Source organism: Paraburkholderia sp. J7 (genome assembly GCF_905220155.1).
Classification (GTDB): domain Bacteria; phylum Pseudomonadota; class Gammaproteobacteria; order Burkholderiales; family Burkholderiaceae; genus Paraburkholderia.
This window is the reverse complement of sequence record NZ_CAJMYZ010000001.1, coordinates 316,972-333,800: the sequence shown is the minus strand read 5'-3', so window position 1 is coordinate 333,800 and position 16,829 is coordinate 316,972. Positions and strand designations below refer to the sequence as shown.

Here is a 16,829-nt window from a genome sequence, read left to right as displayed (position 1 = left end):
CGCGCCGTCCGGCAAATTTTTGTCGCGGTATGATCATTGCCGCAAGGCCTGCGCATCCCCGCGTGCGGCCCGACAAACACATAACGGAGCGAGACCTGCCGGCTGCTGCGCTGCCGGGCGACACACCGCCCGCGCCTCGCGCGCGCCCCGCAGCCTCGCCGGGAGCACGGCGATGAGCACCTTCACCAATCCCCTCAAGGAACGCCTCAAGGAGGCGGAGCCGCTATTCGGTCTATGGCTTTCGATGGGCAGCGAAACCGCTGCCGAGGCGCTTGCGCACGCCGGTTTCGACTGGCTGCTGATCGACATGGAGCACACCCCGAACGACAGTGGCGACACGATCGCCCAACTGCGTGCCATTGCCGCCGCGCATATGCCCACCGAGCCCGTGGTGCGTGTGCCCGACAGCGAGCCGTGGCTCGTGAAGCATGTGCTCGACGCGGGCGCGCGCACGGTGATGTTTCCCAATGTGGCCTCGGCTGAAGAGGCCGCGCGCGCCGTGAGCCTCACGCAGTACCCCGACGCGAGCGCGCCTGGCGGCCAGCGCGGCGTGGCGGGTGTGGTGCGCGCGGCGGCCTACGGCATGCGGCGCGATTACCTCCAGGGCGCGAACGCGCAGATCGCGACGATCGTGCAGATCGAGTCGGCGGCGGCGCTGGCCGAAGTCGAGAAGATCGCCAAGGTGCCGGGCGTCGACTGTCTGTTCGTGGGGCCTGCCGATCTCGCGGCGAGCCTGGGCCATCTCGGCGACTCGAAGCATCCCGACGTGCTCGCCGCGATGCGGCGCATTGTGGCCGCCGCACGCGACGCGGGGGTGGCTGCGGGCATTTTCGCCATGGATCCGGCTGGCGCGAAGCAGTATCGCGAGATGGGTTTCAGCTTCATCGCTCTTGCCGCCGACGTGATCTGGCTCGTGCGCGCGACGCGCCAGGCGCTTCAGGAGGCGAGGTCATGAGGCGTCCGGAAGCCCTTTTTGAGCGGCTACTTGCGCGGTTCTTTGCGCAAATGGTGCGCGCGGTCGCCATCGGCTGTCTGGCGGGCGCGGCGCTCGGCGTGAGCGGCTTCGCCGCAGCGGCCGACGGCGCTAGCGCCACGCCTGGCGCCGAATCCGATCCGCAAACGGCCAACGCCGTTGCCGACTACAACGCGGGCAATCTCAGCGCGGCGCGCGCCGAGTTCCAGGCGGCGGCCGAGCGCGGCAACCGGCTGGCGGAGTTCAACTACGCGATGATGCTGGTGAACGGCGAAGGCGGCGCCGCAGACGTGGGCGAGGGCCGCAAGTGGCTGCGCAAGGCGGCGGACGCAAACATGTCACACGCGCAGTATGTGTACGGGAAGATGTACGACGATGGCGACTTCGTCGAGCGCGATCCGGTACAGGCGCACCAGTGGTTCCTCAAGGCAGCGAAGCAAGGCCATGTGCAGGCGGAGCTTGCGCTCGCGAATCAGTTCCTGGACGGGCGCGGGACCACGCGCGACAACAAGCAGGCGTTCTACTGGTACAAGAAGGCCGCCGAGGGTGGCGACATGACGGCGCAATACGTCACCGGCTCGTTCTATGAGCGCGGCGGCGACGGCGTGCCGAAGAACCTCAACGTCGCGCGCGCGTACTATGCGGCGGCGGCGGCGCAGGGCGATCCCGTCGCGCGGCTGAAGTACCAGCAGTTGAGCGCGCAACTGATGAAGTCGGCGCCTACGCAGTAAGCACTCGAAAATCGCACGCTGAAACGACAAAGCGCCGGACTCTGCCGGCGCGTTGTCGTTTGGCGCATCGAAAAAGCGGCGAGGCGGCCCGCTGCATCACTAACTTTGCATCAACCGCTTCTGGCGTCCCACGCTCATGATGAGCCCGATCGCCACGCCGAGCGTGGTGAGCGCCGTGCCGCCATAGCTCATGAACGGCAGCGGCACGCCCACCACGGGCAGGATGCCGCTCACCATGCCGATGTTGACGAACGCGTAGGTGAAGAACGCCATCGTGAGCGATCCGGCCAGTAATCGCCCGAAGAGCGTCGCGCCATTTGCGGCGATATAGAGCCCGCGCGCGATCAGACACATATAGAGCGTGAGCAGCACGAGGCCGCCCGCCATGCCGAACTCCTCGGAGAACACCGCGAAGATGAAGTCGGTGTGCTTTTCGGGGATGAATTCCAGATGCGACTGCGTACCCTTCAACCAGCCCTTGCCGAGCGGGCCGCCCGAGCCAATCGCGATCACCGCCTGGATAGTGTGGAAGCCCTTGCCGAGCGGATCGGACGTGGGGTCGAGCAGCGTGCAGATGCGGTGCTTCTGGTAGTCGTGCATGAGCGGCCAGTTCACCTGCGGCTGGCAGATCTTGTCCTGGAACGCGGCGATCGAGGCCACCGCGATCACGCCTGCGATCAGCACCGGCACGATCAGCTTGAACGAGAGCCCCGCGAAATAGATGACGAAGAGGCCCGACGCGAACACGAGCACGGCGGTGCCGAGATCGGGCTGCTTGGCGATCAGGCCGACCGGCACGAGCAGAATCACGAAGCCGACGACGAAGTCGTACCAGCGCATCACGCCTTCGCGGCGCTGGTAGTACCACGCGAGCATGAGCGGCGTGGCGATCTTGAGGATTTCCGAGGGCTGAATCACCACACCCACGTTGATCCAGCGCTTCGCGCCCTTGCGCGTGAGGCCGAATAGCGCCACGGCAATCAGTAGCGCGATGCCGAAGGTATAGATCGGCACGGCGAAGCGCATGAGCGTATTGGGCGGCACATTGGCGAGCGCCCACATCAGCACGAAGGTGAGCATGATGTTGCGCAGCTGGTCTTCCACGCGGCCCGGCACGTCGAGGCTCGCGCTGTACAGCGTGACGATGCCCACGCACAGCAGCAGGAACACGGTGAGCGCGAGCGGGCGGTCGAAGCCGAGAAACATTTTGCGCAGCGTGTCGAGCACGGCGCGCTTGTCGATCTTGTCGAGCTGGAAGAAAGGCATGGTGACTCCTTACTCGTCGATGCCGCCCGTTGCGGGCTTGGGCGGCGGTGCGAGCGTGGCCGCGTCGCTCGCGCTGGCGGGCCGGCGCGGGCGATGGGGGCCAGGGCCGAAGTGACGGGGCACGGAGGCGGGCGCGGGGCGGGCGGCGCCCGTGTCGGGCGTGCCATTCGCGCTGGCGGTACCGCCGTTCACGGCGTCGGTTGCAGAGGGCGCATCAGGACTGACGTTCTGGCTGGGCTTGTGCGTCTTGCCCGCTGCGCTGCTGGTGGGTGTGGGCCGCGCCGCTGCGCCGGGAGCCGAAGCCGGACCCGCAACGGCCGCACCCGAGGCTTCAGAGGCCGCCGCCGCAGCAGCTGCAGCCGAAGCTGCCTCGGCCGCCGATGCCGCGCCGGGAATCGGCAGCGGCGTGAAGCCGGCGGCGACCCGCACAGGCTGCACGACGGGTATTGCGGGCGTGCCCGAAGCCGCGCCGGGCGCCGCTCCAGACGCCGCGCCGGACGCCCCAGCAGACGCGGCCTCGGGCGGCGCGCCGATCACCGGCGCGGACGCATCCTCGGTGGCCGAAGCCGCCGCGGCCACGGCCGCCTGCTGGACGCCCGGCTTCAGGCGGTCGACGAGATAGTAGTCGAGCACGCGGCGCGCGATCGGGCCTGCGGCCTGTGCGCCCCAGCCGCCGTTTTCGACGATCAGGGCGAGCGCGATCTGCGGCTTTTCGGCCGGTGCGAACGCGATGAAGAGCGCGTGGTCGCGCAGGTTTTCGGCCAGCGCATGCGCCTTGTACTTGCCGCCTTGCAGCGAAAACACCTGCGCCGTGCCGGTCTTGCCCGCCGACGTGTAGGGCGCGTTGCGGAAGACCTGGAACGCGGTGCCCGACTGGTTCATCGTCACGTTTTCCATGCCGCGCTTCACGACGTCGATGTCGGCCTGGCTCACGTTCAGACGGCCGCTTTGGCTTGGCACCGTGAGACGCTCCTGCTTCGTGATCGGATTCTCGATCTCCTTCACGAGGTGGGGCTTCATGAGCACGCCGTTGTCGGCGAGCGTGGCCGTGGCGTGCGCGAGCTGCAGGATCGTGAACGAGTTGTAGCCCTGGCCGATGCCCAAACTGATCGTCTCGCCCTCGTACCACCTCTGCTGCTCGGGCTTGCGATACGCCTTGCGCTTCCATTCGGTGGAGGGCAGGATGCCGCGCGCCTCGCCCGCGATATCGATACCGGTGAGCTGGCCGAAGCCGAGCGGCTTCATGAAGTTCGCGATGTTGTCCACGCCCAGGTCGTGCGCGAGCATGAAGAAGTAGGTGTCGTTCGACACCATGATCGCGCGGTTCATGTCGACCCAGCCCTGGCCCGAGCGCACGTCGTTGTTGAAGCGGTGGCCGCCGAACATGTAGTAGCCGGGGTCCGAGAAGCCCCACTGCGGCGTGCGCTTGTGCAGCGTGAGCGCGGCGAGCGCCATGAACGGCTTGTAGGTCGAGCCCGGCGGATAGGTGCCGTGCAGCGGGCGGTTCAGCAGCGGGTGATCGGGCGAGTTGTTGAGCTCGTCCCAGGTCTGCTGGTCGATGCCGTCCACGAACGAGTTCGGGTCGAAGCTCGGCGCGGAGACGAACGCGAGAATGTCGCCGGTGGAAGGCTCGATTGCGACGAGCGCGCCGCGCTTGCCCGCGAAAGCCTGCTCCGCCACCTGCTGCAGGGCAATGTCGATCGAAAGCACGAGGTTGTTGCCAGGTGTCGCCTGGGTGCGCGAAAGCGTGCGCACGGGGCGGCCGCCCGCCGTCACTTCCACTTCCTCGAAGCCGGTCAGGCCGTGCAGCTCGGTTTCGTAGCTCTGCTCGACGCCGATCTTGCCGATGTAGTCGGTGCCGTTGTAGTTGTTCGCGTCGAGACGCGGATCGTAGTGCTCCTGATCGTTGTCGTTCTGGTCGCTGGCGTCGTCGATGCGCTCCTGATCGCGCTGCGAAATACGGCCGATATAGCCGATCACGTGCGCGGCCGTCGGACCGAGCGGGTATTGGCGGAACAGGCGCGCGCGCACTTCCACGCCGGGGAAGCGGAAGCGCTGGGCAGTGAAGCGCGCGACCTCGTCGTCGGTCAGGCGCGTGCGGATCGGCAGGCTCTCGAAATTCTTCGAGTCTTCGAGCAGCTTCTTGAAGCGGCGGCGGTCGCGCGCATCGATCGGGATCACGGTCGACAGCTGGTCGATCGTGTTGTCGAGCGTGTCGGTGAGCTTCGAGGGCGTGATTTCGAGCGTGTACGCGGAGTAGTTCTTCGCGAGCACGACGCCGTTGCGGTCCGTGATGATGCCGCGGTTCGGCACGATCGGCGCAACGGAAATGCGGTTTTCGTCCGCCTGCAGCGAGTATTTGCTGTGGTTCCAGACCTGCAGGTAGAGGAAGCGGAACGCGATCAGCCCGAAGCAGACGAACACGAACAGCCCCGCCGCCGCGACGCGCAGGCGGAACTTCGTGAGCTGCTGCTGGGTGTCCTTGAATTCGGTCATGCTGTCAGACCCTGGCCCCACTGTTCCATGCGCGAGGAACGGCGGGCCGGGGTGCGTAAGAGGTAGTCAAGCGAGTCGTCCAGCGGCGAGCGCGCGCCGCTCAAATGGGCCGGGTGTCGTCGGGATCGACGGGGCGGCGCTGCGGCAGGAGCAGCAGCACGCTCGCGACCGGCCAGAGGAGGGCCTCGACGAAGCCGCTGATGAGGTAACCCCAGCCGGGAAACGACGCGCCCATCAGCAGGCGGATCACGAACGGCACGACTTGCGCGCCGACCAGCATGGGCGTGACGGCGAACATTTGCAGGCCGATCGACATCCACAGCACGCGGCGGTGAATGGTGATCGCGCCATACGAAAGCAACGTGTACGCGAGCGCGTGCTCGCCGAGCAGGTTCGCGTTGTGGACGTCCATGAGGAGCCCGAGGAAGAACGCGACGCCCATGCCGACCTTGCGCGGCTGGTGAATGTTCCAGAACAGCAGCACGAGCACGACGAAATCCGGCACGCCGGGCATCTTGCCCCAAGGCAGCAGGTTCAGCAGGAACGCCGCCGCAAGGCTGAAAACGATGAAGTACGGATTGACCGGCTGGAGAATGTATTGCGGACGCGGCATCAATGGCCCCCTTGCTCAACGGCCTTCGCTGCCTCTTCCCGCAGGCTCTCCTTGGGCCTTTTCTCGGGCTGTTTTTTATCCGCCGGCTTCTTTTCGGCGGTGGGTGCGTTTGCTGCGGGCTTTGCCTGCTGCGCGGGGGCGGCCGGCGCCGTGGCGCCCGACGCGCCTGCCGCCGCGGCAGGCTTCGCCTTCGCGTCGTCGGCTTTCTTGTCGGCCTTCTTGTCCGCGGCCTTGGCGGGCTTCTTCTTCGCGTCCTTCGCCTCGGCGGCTGCCGCGGCTTCTTCGGCGATGATCGGGTTGGGCGGCACCTGCGGGACATAGTGCAGCACGAGCACCTGGCGCGCCCCGCGCACGGCGGCGAGCGGCAGGCAGACCACGCGCGCGAATGCCGTATCGGCCTGCTTGTCCACGCGCAGCACCTTCGCGACCGGCAGCCCTTGCGGATACACGCCGTCGAGCCCGCTCGTCACGAGTTCGTCGCCCACTTGCAGATCGGCGCTGATCGGCACGAAGCGCAGGTCGAGCAGGTCGCCCTTCGCCGTGCCGTAGATCACGCTGCGCAGCCCCGTGCGCACGACTTCGACCGGCACGGCCTGGTCTTTGTCGGTGACGAGCGTGACTTCGGATTGCATGGGGAACACGCGCGTGACCTGGCCGATCACGCCGTCTTCGCTCAATACCGGCGAGCCGTTCTGGATACCCTGCTGCGAACCGCCGCCGATCACGACCTTCTGCGTGAACGGGTCGCGCGTGTCGTACTGGATGTCGGCAGGCGTGGTTTGCGCGCCAATGCGCTGCGAGAGCTGCAGCAGCGCGCGCAGGTGCGCGTTTTCGGCTGCGAGCGAAGCGGCCGCGTTGGCCTGCTGCGAAAGCTGGAGATTGCGCACGTGCAGCTGCGTGTTCTCGGTGCGCAGCGAGGAACTCGTCACGGCCAGATCGGCGGCGCCCATAAAGAAGTCGCGCGGCACGAGGGCCGCGCGTTGCAGCGGGTACAGGCCCGCGCCGAGCACGCCGCGCACGATCTCGAGCGTCTTGAAGCGCGCGTCTGAGACGAGGAGCGCGAGCGACAGCACGACGAAGAAGATCAGCCGTGCGAGTGCCGATGGGCCCTGTTTAAAGAGGGGCGGCGGACTGTATTCCATGGTCGGCGCCGGGGGCGTGTGCGGTTCGGTGAAACAGAGGGTGTAACGGAGGGCGCAACGAAGTGTGAAACATCGGCGCCCCGAAGGCCGCCCCGTTGCGGGCCCCGTGGCGGCGCGTGCGCCGCCACGCCATCAGTGGCGCAGCGACGCCGAAACCGCGCCGCGGGCGAGCGCAGCGGTGCGCGGCGCGCTTACTCGTACGAGAAGATGCTGCCAAGCTTGTCCATGCGCTCGAGCGCCATGCCCGAGCCGCGCACCACACAGGTGAGCGGGTCTTCGGCCACGAGCACCGGCAGACCGGTTTCTTCGGCGAGCAGGCGATCCAGGTCGCGCAGCAGCGCGCCGCCGCCCGTGAGCATCATGCCGCGCTCGGCGATGTCGGCGCCCAGTTCCGGCGGCGTTTGTTCGAGCGCGATCTTCACCGACGAGACGATCTGGTTCAGCGGGTCGGTGAGCGCTTCGAGAATTTCGTTGCTCGAAATCGTGAAGCTGCGCGGAATGCCTTCCGACAGGTTGCGGCCCTTCACTTCCATTTCCTTGACTTCGGAACCCGGGAAGGCCGAACCGATTTCCTTCTTGATGGCTTCGGCGGTTTGTTCGCCGATCAGCATGCCGTAGTTGCGGCGGATGTAGTTGACGATCGCTTCGTCGAACTTGTCGCCGCCCACGCGCACCGAGCCCTTGTAGACGATGCCGCCGAGCGAGATCACGCCCACTTCGGTCGTGCCGCCGCCGATGTCGACGACCATCGAGCCCGTGGCTTCCGAAACCGGCAGGCCTGCGCCGATTGCGGCGGCCATCGGCTCTTCGATCAGGTAGACCTGCGAGGCGCCCGCGCCGTGCGCGGCTTCCTTGATCGCGCGGCGCTCGACCTGGGTCGAACCGCACGGCACGCAGATGATGATGCGCGGCGACGGCGAGAACATGCGCGACTCGTGCGCCGTCTTGATGAACTGCTTGATCATCTGCTCGGTGACGGTGAAGTCGGCGATCACGCCGTCCTTCATCGGGCGGATGGCTTCGATGTTGCCCGGGACCTTGCCGAGCATCTGCTTGGCTTCCTTGCCGACTGCCTGAATCGTCTTCTTGCCGTTCGGGCCGCCTTCCTGGCGAATGGAGACGACCGAGGGTTCGTCGAGGACGATGCCCTTGCCGCGCATGTAGATCAGGGTGTTGGCGGTGCCGAGGTCGATCGCCAGGTCGTTGGAGAAGTAGCTACGCAGAAAACCGAACATTCAAAAATCCTGTCTCGCTTGTGGCCGACCTTCCAGCTCTGTGGGCGAGGGCGGCAGCGGATAAATTAACAGCCTCAGGGCGTCGTGCTCCGCCGCGAGAGCACTCCGGCATCGCTGCGGAGGGCGTCGCAAGGGGCGCCACGAGGGGCCTGAAACTGCGGGGATGGTTACCGGAGGCAGCCAGGCTGCACCGCCCGTTTGATCTTGTCTGGCCGCATTGTGCTGTGGTCAGAACTGAAAGGCGGATGCAAGGCGGTCCGGGTTTGGGTCGAACGCGTAATGATACCTTATAATTTTGCCTGTTTTGCAGGATCCGGAAGGCAGTTTTTGACCTCATCGAAGCTTTCCTCCAGAGCCGGATCCGGCGCGATAAACCGCTGTTGCAGCACCGAATTTCCGCACTGCCGCAGCTTCTTTTTCCGGTGACCGCATGGCCCTGACCCTGAACGATGTGAAGCGCATCGCGCATCTTGCGCGCCTCGAACTGGCCGACGCCGAAGCCGGCAATACGCTCGAACGCCTGAACGACTTCTTCGGCCTCGTCGAGCAGATGCAGGCCGTGGACACGACTGGCATTGCGCCGCTCGCCCACCCGATCGAGCAGATCGAGGATGTTGCGCTGCGCCTGCGCGAGGACGCCGTGACCGAAATCGTCGATCGCGAAGCGCTCCAACGTCCCGCGCCCGCGGTGCAGGACGGACTTTACCTCGTACCGCGCGTGATTGAGTAAACGCGCAGCATTTTTTCGCCATTTTCGAATTCCTACGAGTCATCAGAACAGTTCGAAAAGGCACGGACGCCCGAGTTTTCGCGGGTTTTCCGGGAAGCGGCCCGCACGTTTGTCAACGTCCGTCGAGCCGCTTTTCGGACGGCGCAACGATCTGATTTCGACCACGCCGTGACGTTCTTCCAGGAATCACGCAATGCATGACAAAAGCTTGACCGAACTGCGCGCCGCGCTGGCTGCGAAGGAGTGCTCCGCAGTCGAGCTGGCCCAGCACTTTCTGGGCCGGATTGAGGCGCATCAAGACCTGAACGCTTTCGTCGACGTCAATCCCGAATTGACGCTCGCCCAGGCCAAAGCCGCCGACGCGTTGCTGCACTCGGGCCACGCGGGCCCGCTCGCGGGCATTCCGCTCGCGCACAAGGACGTGTTCGTCACGCGCGGCTGGCGCTCGACCGCTGGCTCGAAGATGCTTGCTAACTACGTGAGCCCGTTCGACGCGACCGTGGTCGAACGGCTCGAGCGCGCGGGCATGGTCTGCCTCGGCAAGACCAACATGGACGAATTCGCGATGGGCTCGTCCAACGAGAACTCGCATTTCGGCGCCGTGAAGAACCCGTGGGACACCAAGGCCGTGCCGGGCGGCTCGTCGGGCGGTTCCGCCGCAGCCGTCGCCGCGCGCCTCGCGCCCGCCGCCACCGGCACCGACACCGGCGGCTCGATTCGCCAGCCGGCGTCGTTCACGGGCGTGACGGGCATCAAGCCCACGTACGGCCGCGTGTCGCGCTACGGCATGATCGCGTTCGCCTCGTCGCTCGACCAGGGCGGCCCGTTCGCGCAGAACGCCACGGATTGCGCGCTGCTCCTGAACGCCATGGGCGGTTTCGACGAGCGCGACTCGACGAGCCTCACGCACGAACACGAGGACTACACGCGCTTCATCGGCCAGACGTGGAGCGCCGGCGCGAACGCCGACAAGCCGCTCGCGGGCCTGCGCATCGGCCTGCCGAAGGAGTATTTCGGCGCGGGCCTCGCCGACGACGTGCGCGCCGCCATCGACGCCGCGCTCAAGACGTACGAGTCGCTCGGTGCGACGCTCGTGGAAGTCACGCTGCCGAAGACCGAGCTGTCGATTCCCGTGTATTACGTGATCGCCCCGGCGGAAGCGTCGTCGAACCTCTCGCGCTTCGACGGCGTGCGCTTTGGCCACCGTGCGGCCGAATATCGCGATCTGCTCGACATGTACAAGAAGTCGCGCGCCGAGGGCTTCGGCCCTGAGGTGAAACGCCGCATTCTGGTGGGCACCTACGTGCTTTCGCACGGCTACTACGACGCGTACTACCTGCAGGCGCAGAAAATCCGCCGCATCATTGCGCAAGATTTCCAGGAAGCGTTCAAGCAGTGCGACGTGATCATGGGTCCGGTGGCCCCGAGCGTGGCATGGGACCTCGGCGCGAAGGGCGACGATCCGCTGCAGATGTACCTCGCGGACATCTACACGCTTTCCACGAGCCTCGCGGGCCTGCCCGGCATGAGCGTGCCGTGCGGCTTCGGCGCGGGTGCGAACGCGCAGCGACCCGTCGGTCTGCAGATCGTCGGCAACTATTTCAACGAGGCCCGCATGCTGCAGGTCGCCGACGCTTTCCAGCGCGCGACCGACTGGCATCGCAAGGCGCCGGCAGGGGTGTGAACATGGCAACACAGTGGGAAGTCGTTATCGGTCTCGAAACGCACGCGCAATTGTCGACGGCGTCGAAGATCTTCTCAGGCGCATCGACGCAGTTCGGCGCCGCGCCCAACACGCAGGCCTGCCCCGTCGATCTCGCGCTGCCGGGCGTGCTGCCGGTCATGAACCGCGGCGCCGTTGAGCGCGCGATCCAGTTCGGCCTGGCGATCGGCTCGACGATCGCGCCGCGCAGCATCTTCGCGCGCAAGAACTACTTCTATCCGGATCTGCCGAAGGGCTATCAGATCAGCCAGTACGAGATTCCGGTCGTGCAGGGCGGGACAATCACGATCCAGGTGCCGGCCAACGAAAAGGCAGGCACCGAGGCGTATGAGAAGACCGTGAATCTCACGCGCGCCCACCTGGAAGAAGACGCGGGCAAGTCGCTGCACGAAGACTTCGCGGGCATGACAGGCATCGACCTGAACCGCGCGGGCACGCCGCTGCTCGAAATCGTTACGGAACCCGAAATGCGCAGCGCGGCGGAAGCCGTGGCCTACGCGAAATCGCTGCACACGCTCGTCGTGTGGCTCGGCATTTGCGACGGCAACATGCAGGAAGGCTCGTTCCGTTGCGACGCGAACGTCTCCGTGCGTCCGGTCGGTCAGAAGGAATTCGGCACGCGCGCCGAGATCAAGAACCTGAACTCGTTCCGCTTCCTCGAAGAAGCCATCCAGTACGAAGTGCGCCGCCAGATCGAGCTGATCGAAGACGGCGGCACGGTGGTGCAGGAAACGCGCCTCTACGACCCGGACAAGCGCGAGACGCGTTCGATGCGCAGCAAGGAAGACGCGCACGATTACCGCTATTTCCCCGACCCCGACCTCATGCCGCTCGTGATCGACGCAGCGTGGGTCGAGCGCGTGAAGGGCGGGATGCCGGAGCTGCCCGCGACGATGCAAACGCGCTTTGTCGAGCAGTACGGCGTGACGCCGTACGACGCGAACGTGCTCACGTCGAGCAAGGCGATGGCTGTGTATTTCGAAGCCGTTGTCGCGAAGGCCGGCGCCGCGCAGGCCAAGGCCGCCGCCAACTGGCTGATGGGCGAAGTCTCGTCGCAGCTCAATCGCGAAGGCCTCGACATCGAAGCCTCGCCGGTCTCGGCTGCGCAGTTCGCCGTGCTGCTTGCGCGCATCGCCGACGGCACGATCTCGAACAAGATCGCCAAGGAAGTGTTCCAGGCGATGTGGGACGAGAAGGCAGCAGACGAAGGCGCCGCCGACCGCATCATCGAAGCGAAGGGCCTCAAGCAGATTTCGGATACCGGCGCGCTCGAAGCGATCATCGACGAGGTGCTCGCGGCGAACCAGAAGTCGGTGGAAGAATTCCGCGCGGGCAAGGAAAAGGCCTTCAACGCGCTGATCGGCCAGGCCATGAAGGCGACGAAGGGCAAGGCGAATCCGCAGCAGGTCAACGAACTGCTGAAGAAGAAGCTGGGCTGAGTCTGGGTGCGGCCCGCCTGATTCGGGCATGCTAGCGAGGCGGCGTCGTGCGTAGCAGTGCGGCGCCGCCTTGCCGCTTCAGGCGCGCACAAGAGCACTAACCTGCTTTGCCATCTGTATTCACGAGAGAGGAGAACAACGCATGTCCAAGGTCCCGAGTCTCGACGATTACCGCGTGCCGTACTTCGGCGACAAGAAGGCGCCGACGTTCTCGCTCAGCGCGCTCGACCCCGCCGCGAAGCCGTTTTCGAGCGGCAGCAAGGACGGCGACCGCGATCGCCTCTCTGAAGTCGGCAAGCAGCTCGACGTGCTGCAGGAGCGTTTGCACGCCCAGCGTCACCAGCGCGTGCTGCTCGTGCTGCAAGGCATGGACACGAGCGGCAAGGACGGCACGATCCGCGGCGTATTCCGCGAGGTCGACCCGCTCGGCCTGCGCATCGTGCCGTTTCGCGCGCCCACGCCCATCGAGGCCGCGCACGACTTTCTCTGGCGCGTGCACATGCAGGTGCCGGCGGCGGGCGAGCTTGCGATCTTCAACCGCAGCCACTACGAGGACGTGCTTGTGCCGCGCGTGATCGGCCAGATCGACTCGGCCGAATGCGAGCGCCGTTACCGCCAGATCCGCGATTTTGAATCGCTGCTGGCCGAGAGCGGCACGTCGATCATCAAGTGCATGCTGCACATCTCGAAGGACGAACAGAAGAGCCGCATCCAGGCGCGTATCGACGATCCGACCAAGCACTGGAAGTTCGACGTATCGGATCTCGAAGCGCGCAAGCACTGGGACGCCTACCAGGCTTCGTACCAGGACGCGCTCGCGGCCACCTCCACGGAATACGCGCCGTGGTACGTGATTCCCGCAGATTCGAAGACGCATCGCAACGTCATGGTGGGCGAGTTGCTGCTACGCCTGATGGAAAGCCTGAAGCTCGAATTCCCGCCGGCCAAGGCCGAACTCAAGGGTGTCAAGATCGACTGAGCCCGATCGAATCCCCTCGCGCGGCGCAGATCAGCGCGGCGCGAGAAAACGTAAAAGCAGCGTAAAAGCAGCGTAAAAGCAGCGCAAAATCAAGAGGAAAGAAGACATGTTGCGTGTGATCACCGCGAATCTGAACGGCATCCGCTCGGCGGCGAAGAAGGGCTTTTTCGAATGGTTCGGCGAGCAGAAAGCCGACGTGCTGTGCGTGCAGGAAATCAAGTGCTCGCAGGACGACATGACGCCCGAGTTTCTCGCGCCGCACGACTTCACGGGCTACTTCCAGCATGCGGTGAAGAAGGGCTATAGCGGCGCGGGCGTCTACTCGCGCCACGAGCCCGACGACGTCATCATCGGCTTTGGCAGCGAAGAGTTCGACCCGGAAGGGCGCTATGTGGAAACGCGCTACGGCAATCTCTCGGTGATTTCGGTGTACGTACCTTCAGGCTCGAGCGGCGAAGAACGCCAGGCCGCAAAGTACCGCTTCATGGACGAATTCATGCCGCATCTCGCCGAACTCAAGCGCGAGCGCGAAGTGATCGTGTGCGGCGACGTGAACATCGTCCACAAGGAAATCGACATCAAGAACTGGAAGGGCAACCAGAAGAACTCCGGTTGCCTGCCCGAAGAGCGCGCGTGGCTCACGAACCTCTTCGACGACGTGGGCTACGTGGACGTGTTCCGCACGCTCGACCCGCGCCCCGAGCAATACACGTGGTGGAGCAACCGCGGCCAGGCGTATGCGAAGAACGTAGGGTGGCGTATCGACTATCAGATCGCGACGCCCGGCATTGCGCACAAGGCGAAGAAGACGTCGATCTTCAGGGACATCAAGTTCAGCGACCACGCGCCGCTGACCATCGACTACGACTACAAGGTCAAGCGCTGACGCTCACGCCGGCGCGCTGCGAAACCGCTTTCAGGGCGCCGAAACCACCTTGCGCTTCTGCACGGCCGGGATGCCTTGGTAGTCGGGCAACTCGGCAAGCGGCTTGCCGATCGCCTTCGCATAGAGCGGCATCATGTCGGCGAGGCGCTTGGCGATATCGGCGCGTCGCGCCGGCGTGTACGGATGCACGTAGATGAAGCCCTGATCGCGGTCGGCGCGCGTCGCCGCCGCGAGCTTGTCCCAGAGCGTGAGTGCCGCGCGCGGATCGAAGCCCGCACGCGAGGCGATATCGCTGCCGATCACGTCGGCTTCGGTTTCGTCGGCGCGTCCATAGTGCATCTCCACGAGCTGCGAGCCGATGCCGAGCGGAAATACCCCGAGATCCGCGAGCCCGAAGAGTTGCGGCACGCTGCCCGATTCGATTTGCGCGGCTTGCTGCTCGCCCAGGCGCTCGCGCACGTGCTCGCGCACCGCATGCGCGATCTCGTGGCCGAGCAGCATGCCGAACTCGTTGTCGTTGAGCTTCACGCGGTCGAGCAGGCCGCCGTACACGACGATCTTGCCGCCCGGCAGCGCGTACATGCGAATGTCGTTCGAGCGGATCACTGCCACTTCCCACTTCCAGTTCTTGACGCGATCGCTCCACTTCAACGCGTAAGGCGCGAGCCGGTCGACGAACGCGCGCACGCGCTGCACGTGCGGATCGCTTTCGGCATAGAGGCGGTTCGAATGGGCCGCGCCGCGCACGATCTCGTTGAATTCCGCAGTGGCCTGCGCTTCGAGCATCGGTGAGGGAATCAGGTTGCGGTACACAGCGGCATTGCCGAAGCGCACCACGCGGCCCGTGTTCGGCACACCGGGGGAGAGGGTGCTCTGCGTCGCGTTCGCATTCGCATTCGCATTCGCACTGCTGTTTGCTGCGTTGTTTCCCGCGCTGTTCGCCGCGCTGTTCACCGTACCGTTTGCGTTACTCGTTGGATTGACTGCGCCGGTGCTTGCGCTCGCGGCGCTGCCCGTTGGCGGCGTTGCGGCGTTGCCCGGCACGGCCGCCGGGGCGCTCGTGGCGCCCGGGCTGTCGGCAGCCCACGCATTCCATGCGCCGAGGGCCGGCCAGGCCGCGGCAAGGGCCATCGCGAGCGCGCGCACACCGCGGCGCTGCGGCGCGCGCTGGCGTTGCACGGCGGTCTCATGCGTGCTCACGACCGGACTCTCCACGGGGCAATACGAATGAGCAGGAGCATACCCGGTACCGCGAGCACCGTGCAGACGATGAAATAGTCGAACCAGCCGATTCGCGCGACCACGTAGCCGCTCGCGGCGGAGGCCAGCGTACGCGGCACGGAGGCGAGACTCGTAAAGAGTGCGAACTGCGTGGCGGTGTAACGCGGATCGGTCGTGCTTGCGATATAGGCAGTGAACGCGGCGAGCGTGAGGCCTGTCGCAAAGGTCTCGAAACCGTACACGAGCGCGAGCGCTACCGCGCGCGGGTCGAGTGTGAATTGCACGTTCGCGCCGAAGAGGCCTGCTGCCCACGAGACCGCGTGGCTCACGGCGATCACCGCATCGTAGATCGCCGCAAGCGAGGGCGAGCCTGCGCCGAGCTGCGCGAGCCACGCGAAGCCGAGCGTCGAAATCATCTGCAGGAAACCGAAGATCCAGAGCCCGCGCCCAATGCCGATTTTCACCAGCGCCACGCCGCCGATAATGCCGCCCGCGAGGCTCGCGCCGAACGCGGTCATCTTGGCGATCACGCCGATCTCGGTGCGCGAGTAGCCGATGTCGAGGAAGAACGATGTGGACAGCGTGGTCGCCATCGTGTCGCCGAGCTTGTAGAGGAAGATGAAGGCGAGCACGAACAAGGCGGCGGCGAGGCCGTCGCGGTGCACGAACTCGGCGAACGGCTGCACGATCGCTTCACGCAGGTTCTTCGGCGGCGCGCCATGCACTTCGGGCTCTTTCACCACGAGCGTCATGATCATGCCGGGAATCATGAACGCCGCCGTGACCACGAACACGGTGCTCCACGGCAGGTGGTCGGAGAGGATCAGCGCGAGCGAGCCCGGCACGAGCGCCGCGATCTTGTACGCGTTCACATGTACTGCGTTGCCGAGACCCTGCTGCGTGTCGGTGAGCAGTTCGCGCCGGTAGGCGTCGATGGAGATGTCCTGGCTCGCGCCGAAGAACGCCACGAGCGCGGTGAGCGCGGCCACGGTCCAGATCGAATCTTTCGGCGAAACGTAGCCAAGTGTGCCGATGGCGAGCGCCACGAGAATTTGCGTGACGAGCATCCAGCCGCGCCGCCGCCCCGGGCGCCAGCCCGGCAGGCGCGGCACGTAGCGGTCCATGAGCGGCGCCCAGACGAACTTCCAGGTGTATGGGAACTGGATCAGCGCGAAGAGGCCGATCTCCTTGAGATTGACGCCCTCGGAGCGCAGCCACGCCTGCACCAGATAGACGAGCGTGAAGAGCGGCAGCCCGGAGGTAAAGCCGAGGAACACGCAGATCAGCATGTGCGTATTCAGATACGCACGCCAGCCGGGGTGGGATTCGTGAGCGGCGAGGTGATCGTTGCGGGCGGGTGCCTCGTGGGGCGGATTCTGCATGTCGTCGTTAGCG

General features: G+C 65.7%; 14 protein-coding genes. 7 read left to right on the top strand and 7 right to left on the bottom strand.

Annotated elements, in window-relative coordinates:
• The first annotated feature begins 172 nt into the window (after positions 1 to 172).
• On the top strand, positions 173 to 955 hold the full coding sequence (locus tag U5A58_RS01520) for an HpcH/HpaI aldolase family protein (protein WP_321960026.1): 783 nt from the start codon (positions 173 to 175) through the stop codon (positions 953 to 955).
• 50 nt (positions 956 to 1,005) lie between these two features.
• Positions 1,006 to 1,704: a tetratricopeptide repeat protein gene (locus U5A58_RS01515; RefSeq protein WP_321960233.1), complete on the top strand. Its 699-nt coding sequence runs from the start codon at positions 1,006 to 1,008 to the stop codon at positions 1,702 to 1,704.
• Between the two features lie 99 nt (positions 1,705 to 1,803).
• On the opposite strand, the gene rodA is transcribed toward U5A58_RS01515, so the two are convergent.
• From rodA to U5A58_RS01490, 5 genes are all read right to left on the bottom strand, one after another.
• Positions 1,804 to 2,970 (bottom strand): rod shape-determining protein RodA, encoded by a 1,167-nt coding sequence (rodA, locus tag U5A58_RS01510; protein ID WP_158756648.1) that lies wholly within the window; start codon positions 2,968 to 2,970, stop codon positions 1,804 to 1,806.
• Positions 2,971 to 2,979: 9 nt separating this feature from the next.
• Positions 2,980 to 5,466, bottom strand: a complete 2,487-nt coding sequence (gene mrdA / locus U5A58_RS01505) for a penicillin-binding protein 2 (protein WP_321960025.1) — start codon at positions 5,464 to 5,466, stop codon at positions 2,980 to 2,982.
• A 100-nt stretch (positions 5,467 to 5,566) separates the two neighbouring features.
• Entirely contained in the window at positions 5,567 to 6,079 is a 513-nt protein-coding gene (gene mreD, locus U5A58_RS01500) for a rod shape-determining protein MreD (protein ID WP_321907324.1), read from the bottom strand.
• Positions 6,079 to 7,221 (bottom strand): rod shape-determining protein MreC, encoded by a 1,143-nt coding sequence (gene mreC / locus U5A58_RS01495; RefSeq protein ID WP_321960024.1) that lies wholly within the window; start codon positions 7,219 to 7,221, stop codon positions 6,079 to 6,081. The genes mreD and mreC overlap by 1 nt, the downstream gene beginning before the upstream one ends.
• 191 nt (positions 7,222 to 7,412) lie before the next feature.
• On the bottom strand, positions 7,413 to 8,456 hold the full coding sequence (locus U5A58_RS01490; protein WP_004189550.1) for a rod shape-determining protein: 1,044 nt from the start codon (positions 8,454 to 8,456) through the stop codon (positions 7,413 to 7,415).
• Positions 8,457 to 8,886: 430 nt separating this feature from the next.
• Between U5A58_RS01490 and gatC the strand changes: the two genes are divergently transcribed.
• From gatC to U5A58_RS01465, 5 genes are all read left to right on the top strand, one after another.
• Positions 8,887 to 9,186, top strand: a complete 300-nt coding sequence (gene gatC, locus U5A58_RS01485) for an Asp-tRNA(Asn)/Glu-tRNA(Gln) amidotransferase subunit GatC (RefSeq protein ID WP_028203206.1) — start codon at positions 8,887 to 8,889, stop codon at positions 9,184 to 9,186.
• Between the two features lie 193 nt (positions 9,187 to 9,379).
• Positions 9,380 to 10,870 carry an Asp-tRNA(Asn)/Glu-tRNA(Gln) amidotransferase subunit GatA gene (gatA, locus tag U5A58_RS01480; protein ID WP_321960023.1) on the top strand — a complete coding sequence of 497 codons (1,491 nt, stop codon included), beginning with the start codon at positions 9,380 to 9,382 and terminating at the stop codon, positions 10,868 to 10,870.
• 2 nt (positions 10,871 to 10,872) lie between these two features.
• Positions 10,873 to 12,348 (top strand): Asp-tRNA(Asn)/Glu-tRNA(Gln) amidotransferase subunit GatB, encoded by a 1,476-nt coding sequence (gatB, locus tag U5A58_RS01475; protein WP_321960022.1) that lies wholly within the window; start codon positions 10,873 to 10,875, stop codon positions 12,346 to 12,348.
• Positions 12,349 to 12,490: 142 nt separating this feature from the next.
• Positions 12,491 to 13,327 carry a polyphosphate kinase 2 family protein gene (locus tag U5A58_RS01470; RefSeq protein WP_321960021.1) on the top strand — a complete coding sequence of 279 codons (837 nt, stop codon included), beginning with the start codon at positions 12,491 to 12,493 and terminating at the stop codon, positions 13,325 to 13,327.
• 106 nt (positions 13,328 to 13,433) lie between these two features.
• On the top strand, positions 13,434 to 14,213 hold the full coding sequence (locus tag U5A58_RS01465) for an exodeoxyribonuclease III (RefSeq protein WP_321960020.1): 780 nt from the start codon (positions 13,434 to 13,436) through the stop codon (positions 14,211 to 14,213).
• Positions 14,214 to 14,243: 30 nt separating this feature from the next.
• Here U5A58_RS01465 and U5A58_RS01460 read toward each other — a convergent pair whose 3' ends face one another.
• Positions 14,244 to 15,344, bottom strand: a complete 1,101-nt coding sequence (locus tag U5A58_RS01460) for a M48 family metallopeptidase (RefSeq protein WP_321960232.1) — start codon at positions 15,342 to 15,344, stop codon at positions 14,244 to 14,246.
• Between the two features lie 65 nt (positions 15,345 to 15,409).
• On the bottom strand, positions 15,410 to 16,816 hold the full coding sequence (locus U5A58_RS01455) for an AmpG family muropeptide MFS transporter (protein WP_321934521.1): 1,407 nt from the start codon (positions 16,814 to 16,816) through the stop codon (positions 15,410 to 15,412).
• Positions 16,817 to 16,829: the final 13 nt, after the last annotated feature.

Excerpts from the sequence above, each read along its gene's own strand:
- U5A58_RS01520 (WP_321960026.1), top strand. The coding sequence starts at position 173 with ATGAGCACCTTCACCAATCCCCTCAAGGAACGCCTCAAGGAGGCGGAG.
- gatB (WP_321960022.1), top strand. The coding sequence starts at position 10,873 with ATGGCAACACAGTGGGAAGTCGTTATCGGTCTCGAAACGCACGCGCAA.
- U5A58_RS01490 (WP_004189550.1), bottom strand. The coding sequence starts at position 8,456 with ATGTTCGGTTTTCTGCGTAGCTACTTCTCCAACGACCTGGCGATCGAC.
- rodA (WP_158756648.1), bottom strand. The coding sequence starts at position 2,970 with ATGCCTTTCTTCCAGCTCGACAAGATCGACAAGCGCGCCGTGCTCGAC.
- mrdA (WP_321960025.1), bottom strand. The coding sequence starts at position 5,466 with ATGACCGAATTCAAGGACACCCAGCAGCAGCTCACGAAGTTCCGCCTG.
- U5A58_RS01460 (WP_321960232.1), bottom strand. The coding sequence starts at position 15,344 with ATGGCCCTTGCCGCGGCCTGGCCGGCCCTCGGCGCATGGAATGCGTGG.
- U5A58_RS01515 (WP_321960233.1), top strand. The coding sequence starts at position 1,006 with ATGGTGCGCGCGGTCGCCATCGGCTGTCTGGCGGGCGCGGCGCTCGGC.
- U5A58_RS01470 (WP_321960021.1), top strand. The coding sequence starts at position 12,491 with ATGTCCAAGGTCCCGAGTCTCGACGATTACCGCGTGCCGTACTTCGGC.
- gatA (WP_321960023.1), top strand. The coding sequence starts at position 9,380 with ATGCATGACAAAAGCTTGACCGAACTGCGCGCCGCGCTGGCTGCGAAG.
- mreD (WP_321907324.1), bottom strand. The coding sequence starts at position 6,079 with ATGCCGCGTCCGCAATACATTCTCCAGCCGGTCAATCCGTACTTCATC.
- U5A58_RS01465 (WP_321960020.1), top strand. The coding sequence starts at position 13,434 with ATGTTGCGTGTGATCACCGCGAATCTGAACGGCATCCGCTCGGCGGCG.
- mreC (WP_321960024.1), bottom strand. The coding sequence starts at position 7,221 with ATGGAATACAGTCCGCCGCCCCTCTTTAAACAGGGCCCATCGGCACTC.
- U5A58_RS01455 (WP_321934521.1), bottom strand. The coding sequence starts at position 16,816 with ATGCAGAATCCGCCCCACGAGGCACCCGCCCGCAACGATCACCTCGCC.
- gatC (WP_028203206.1), top strand. The coding sequence starts at position 8,887 with ATGGCCCTGACCCTGAACGATGTGAAGCGCATCGCGCATCTTGCGCGC.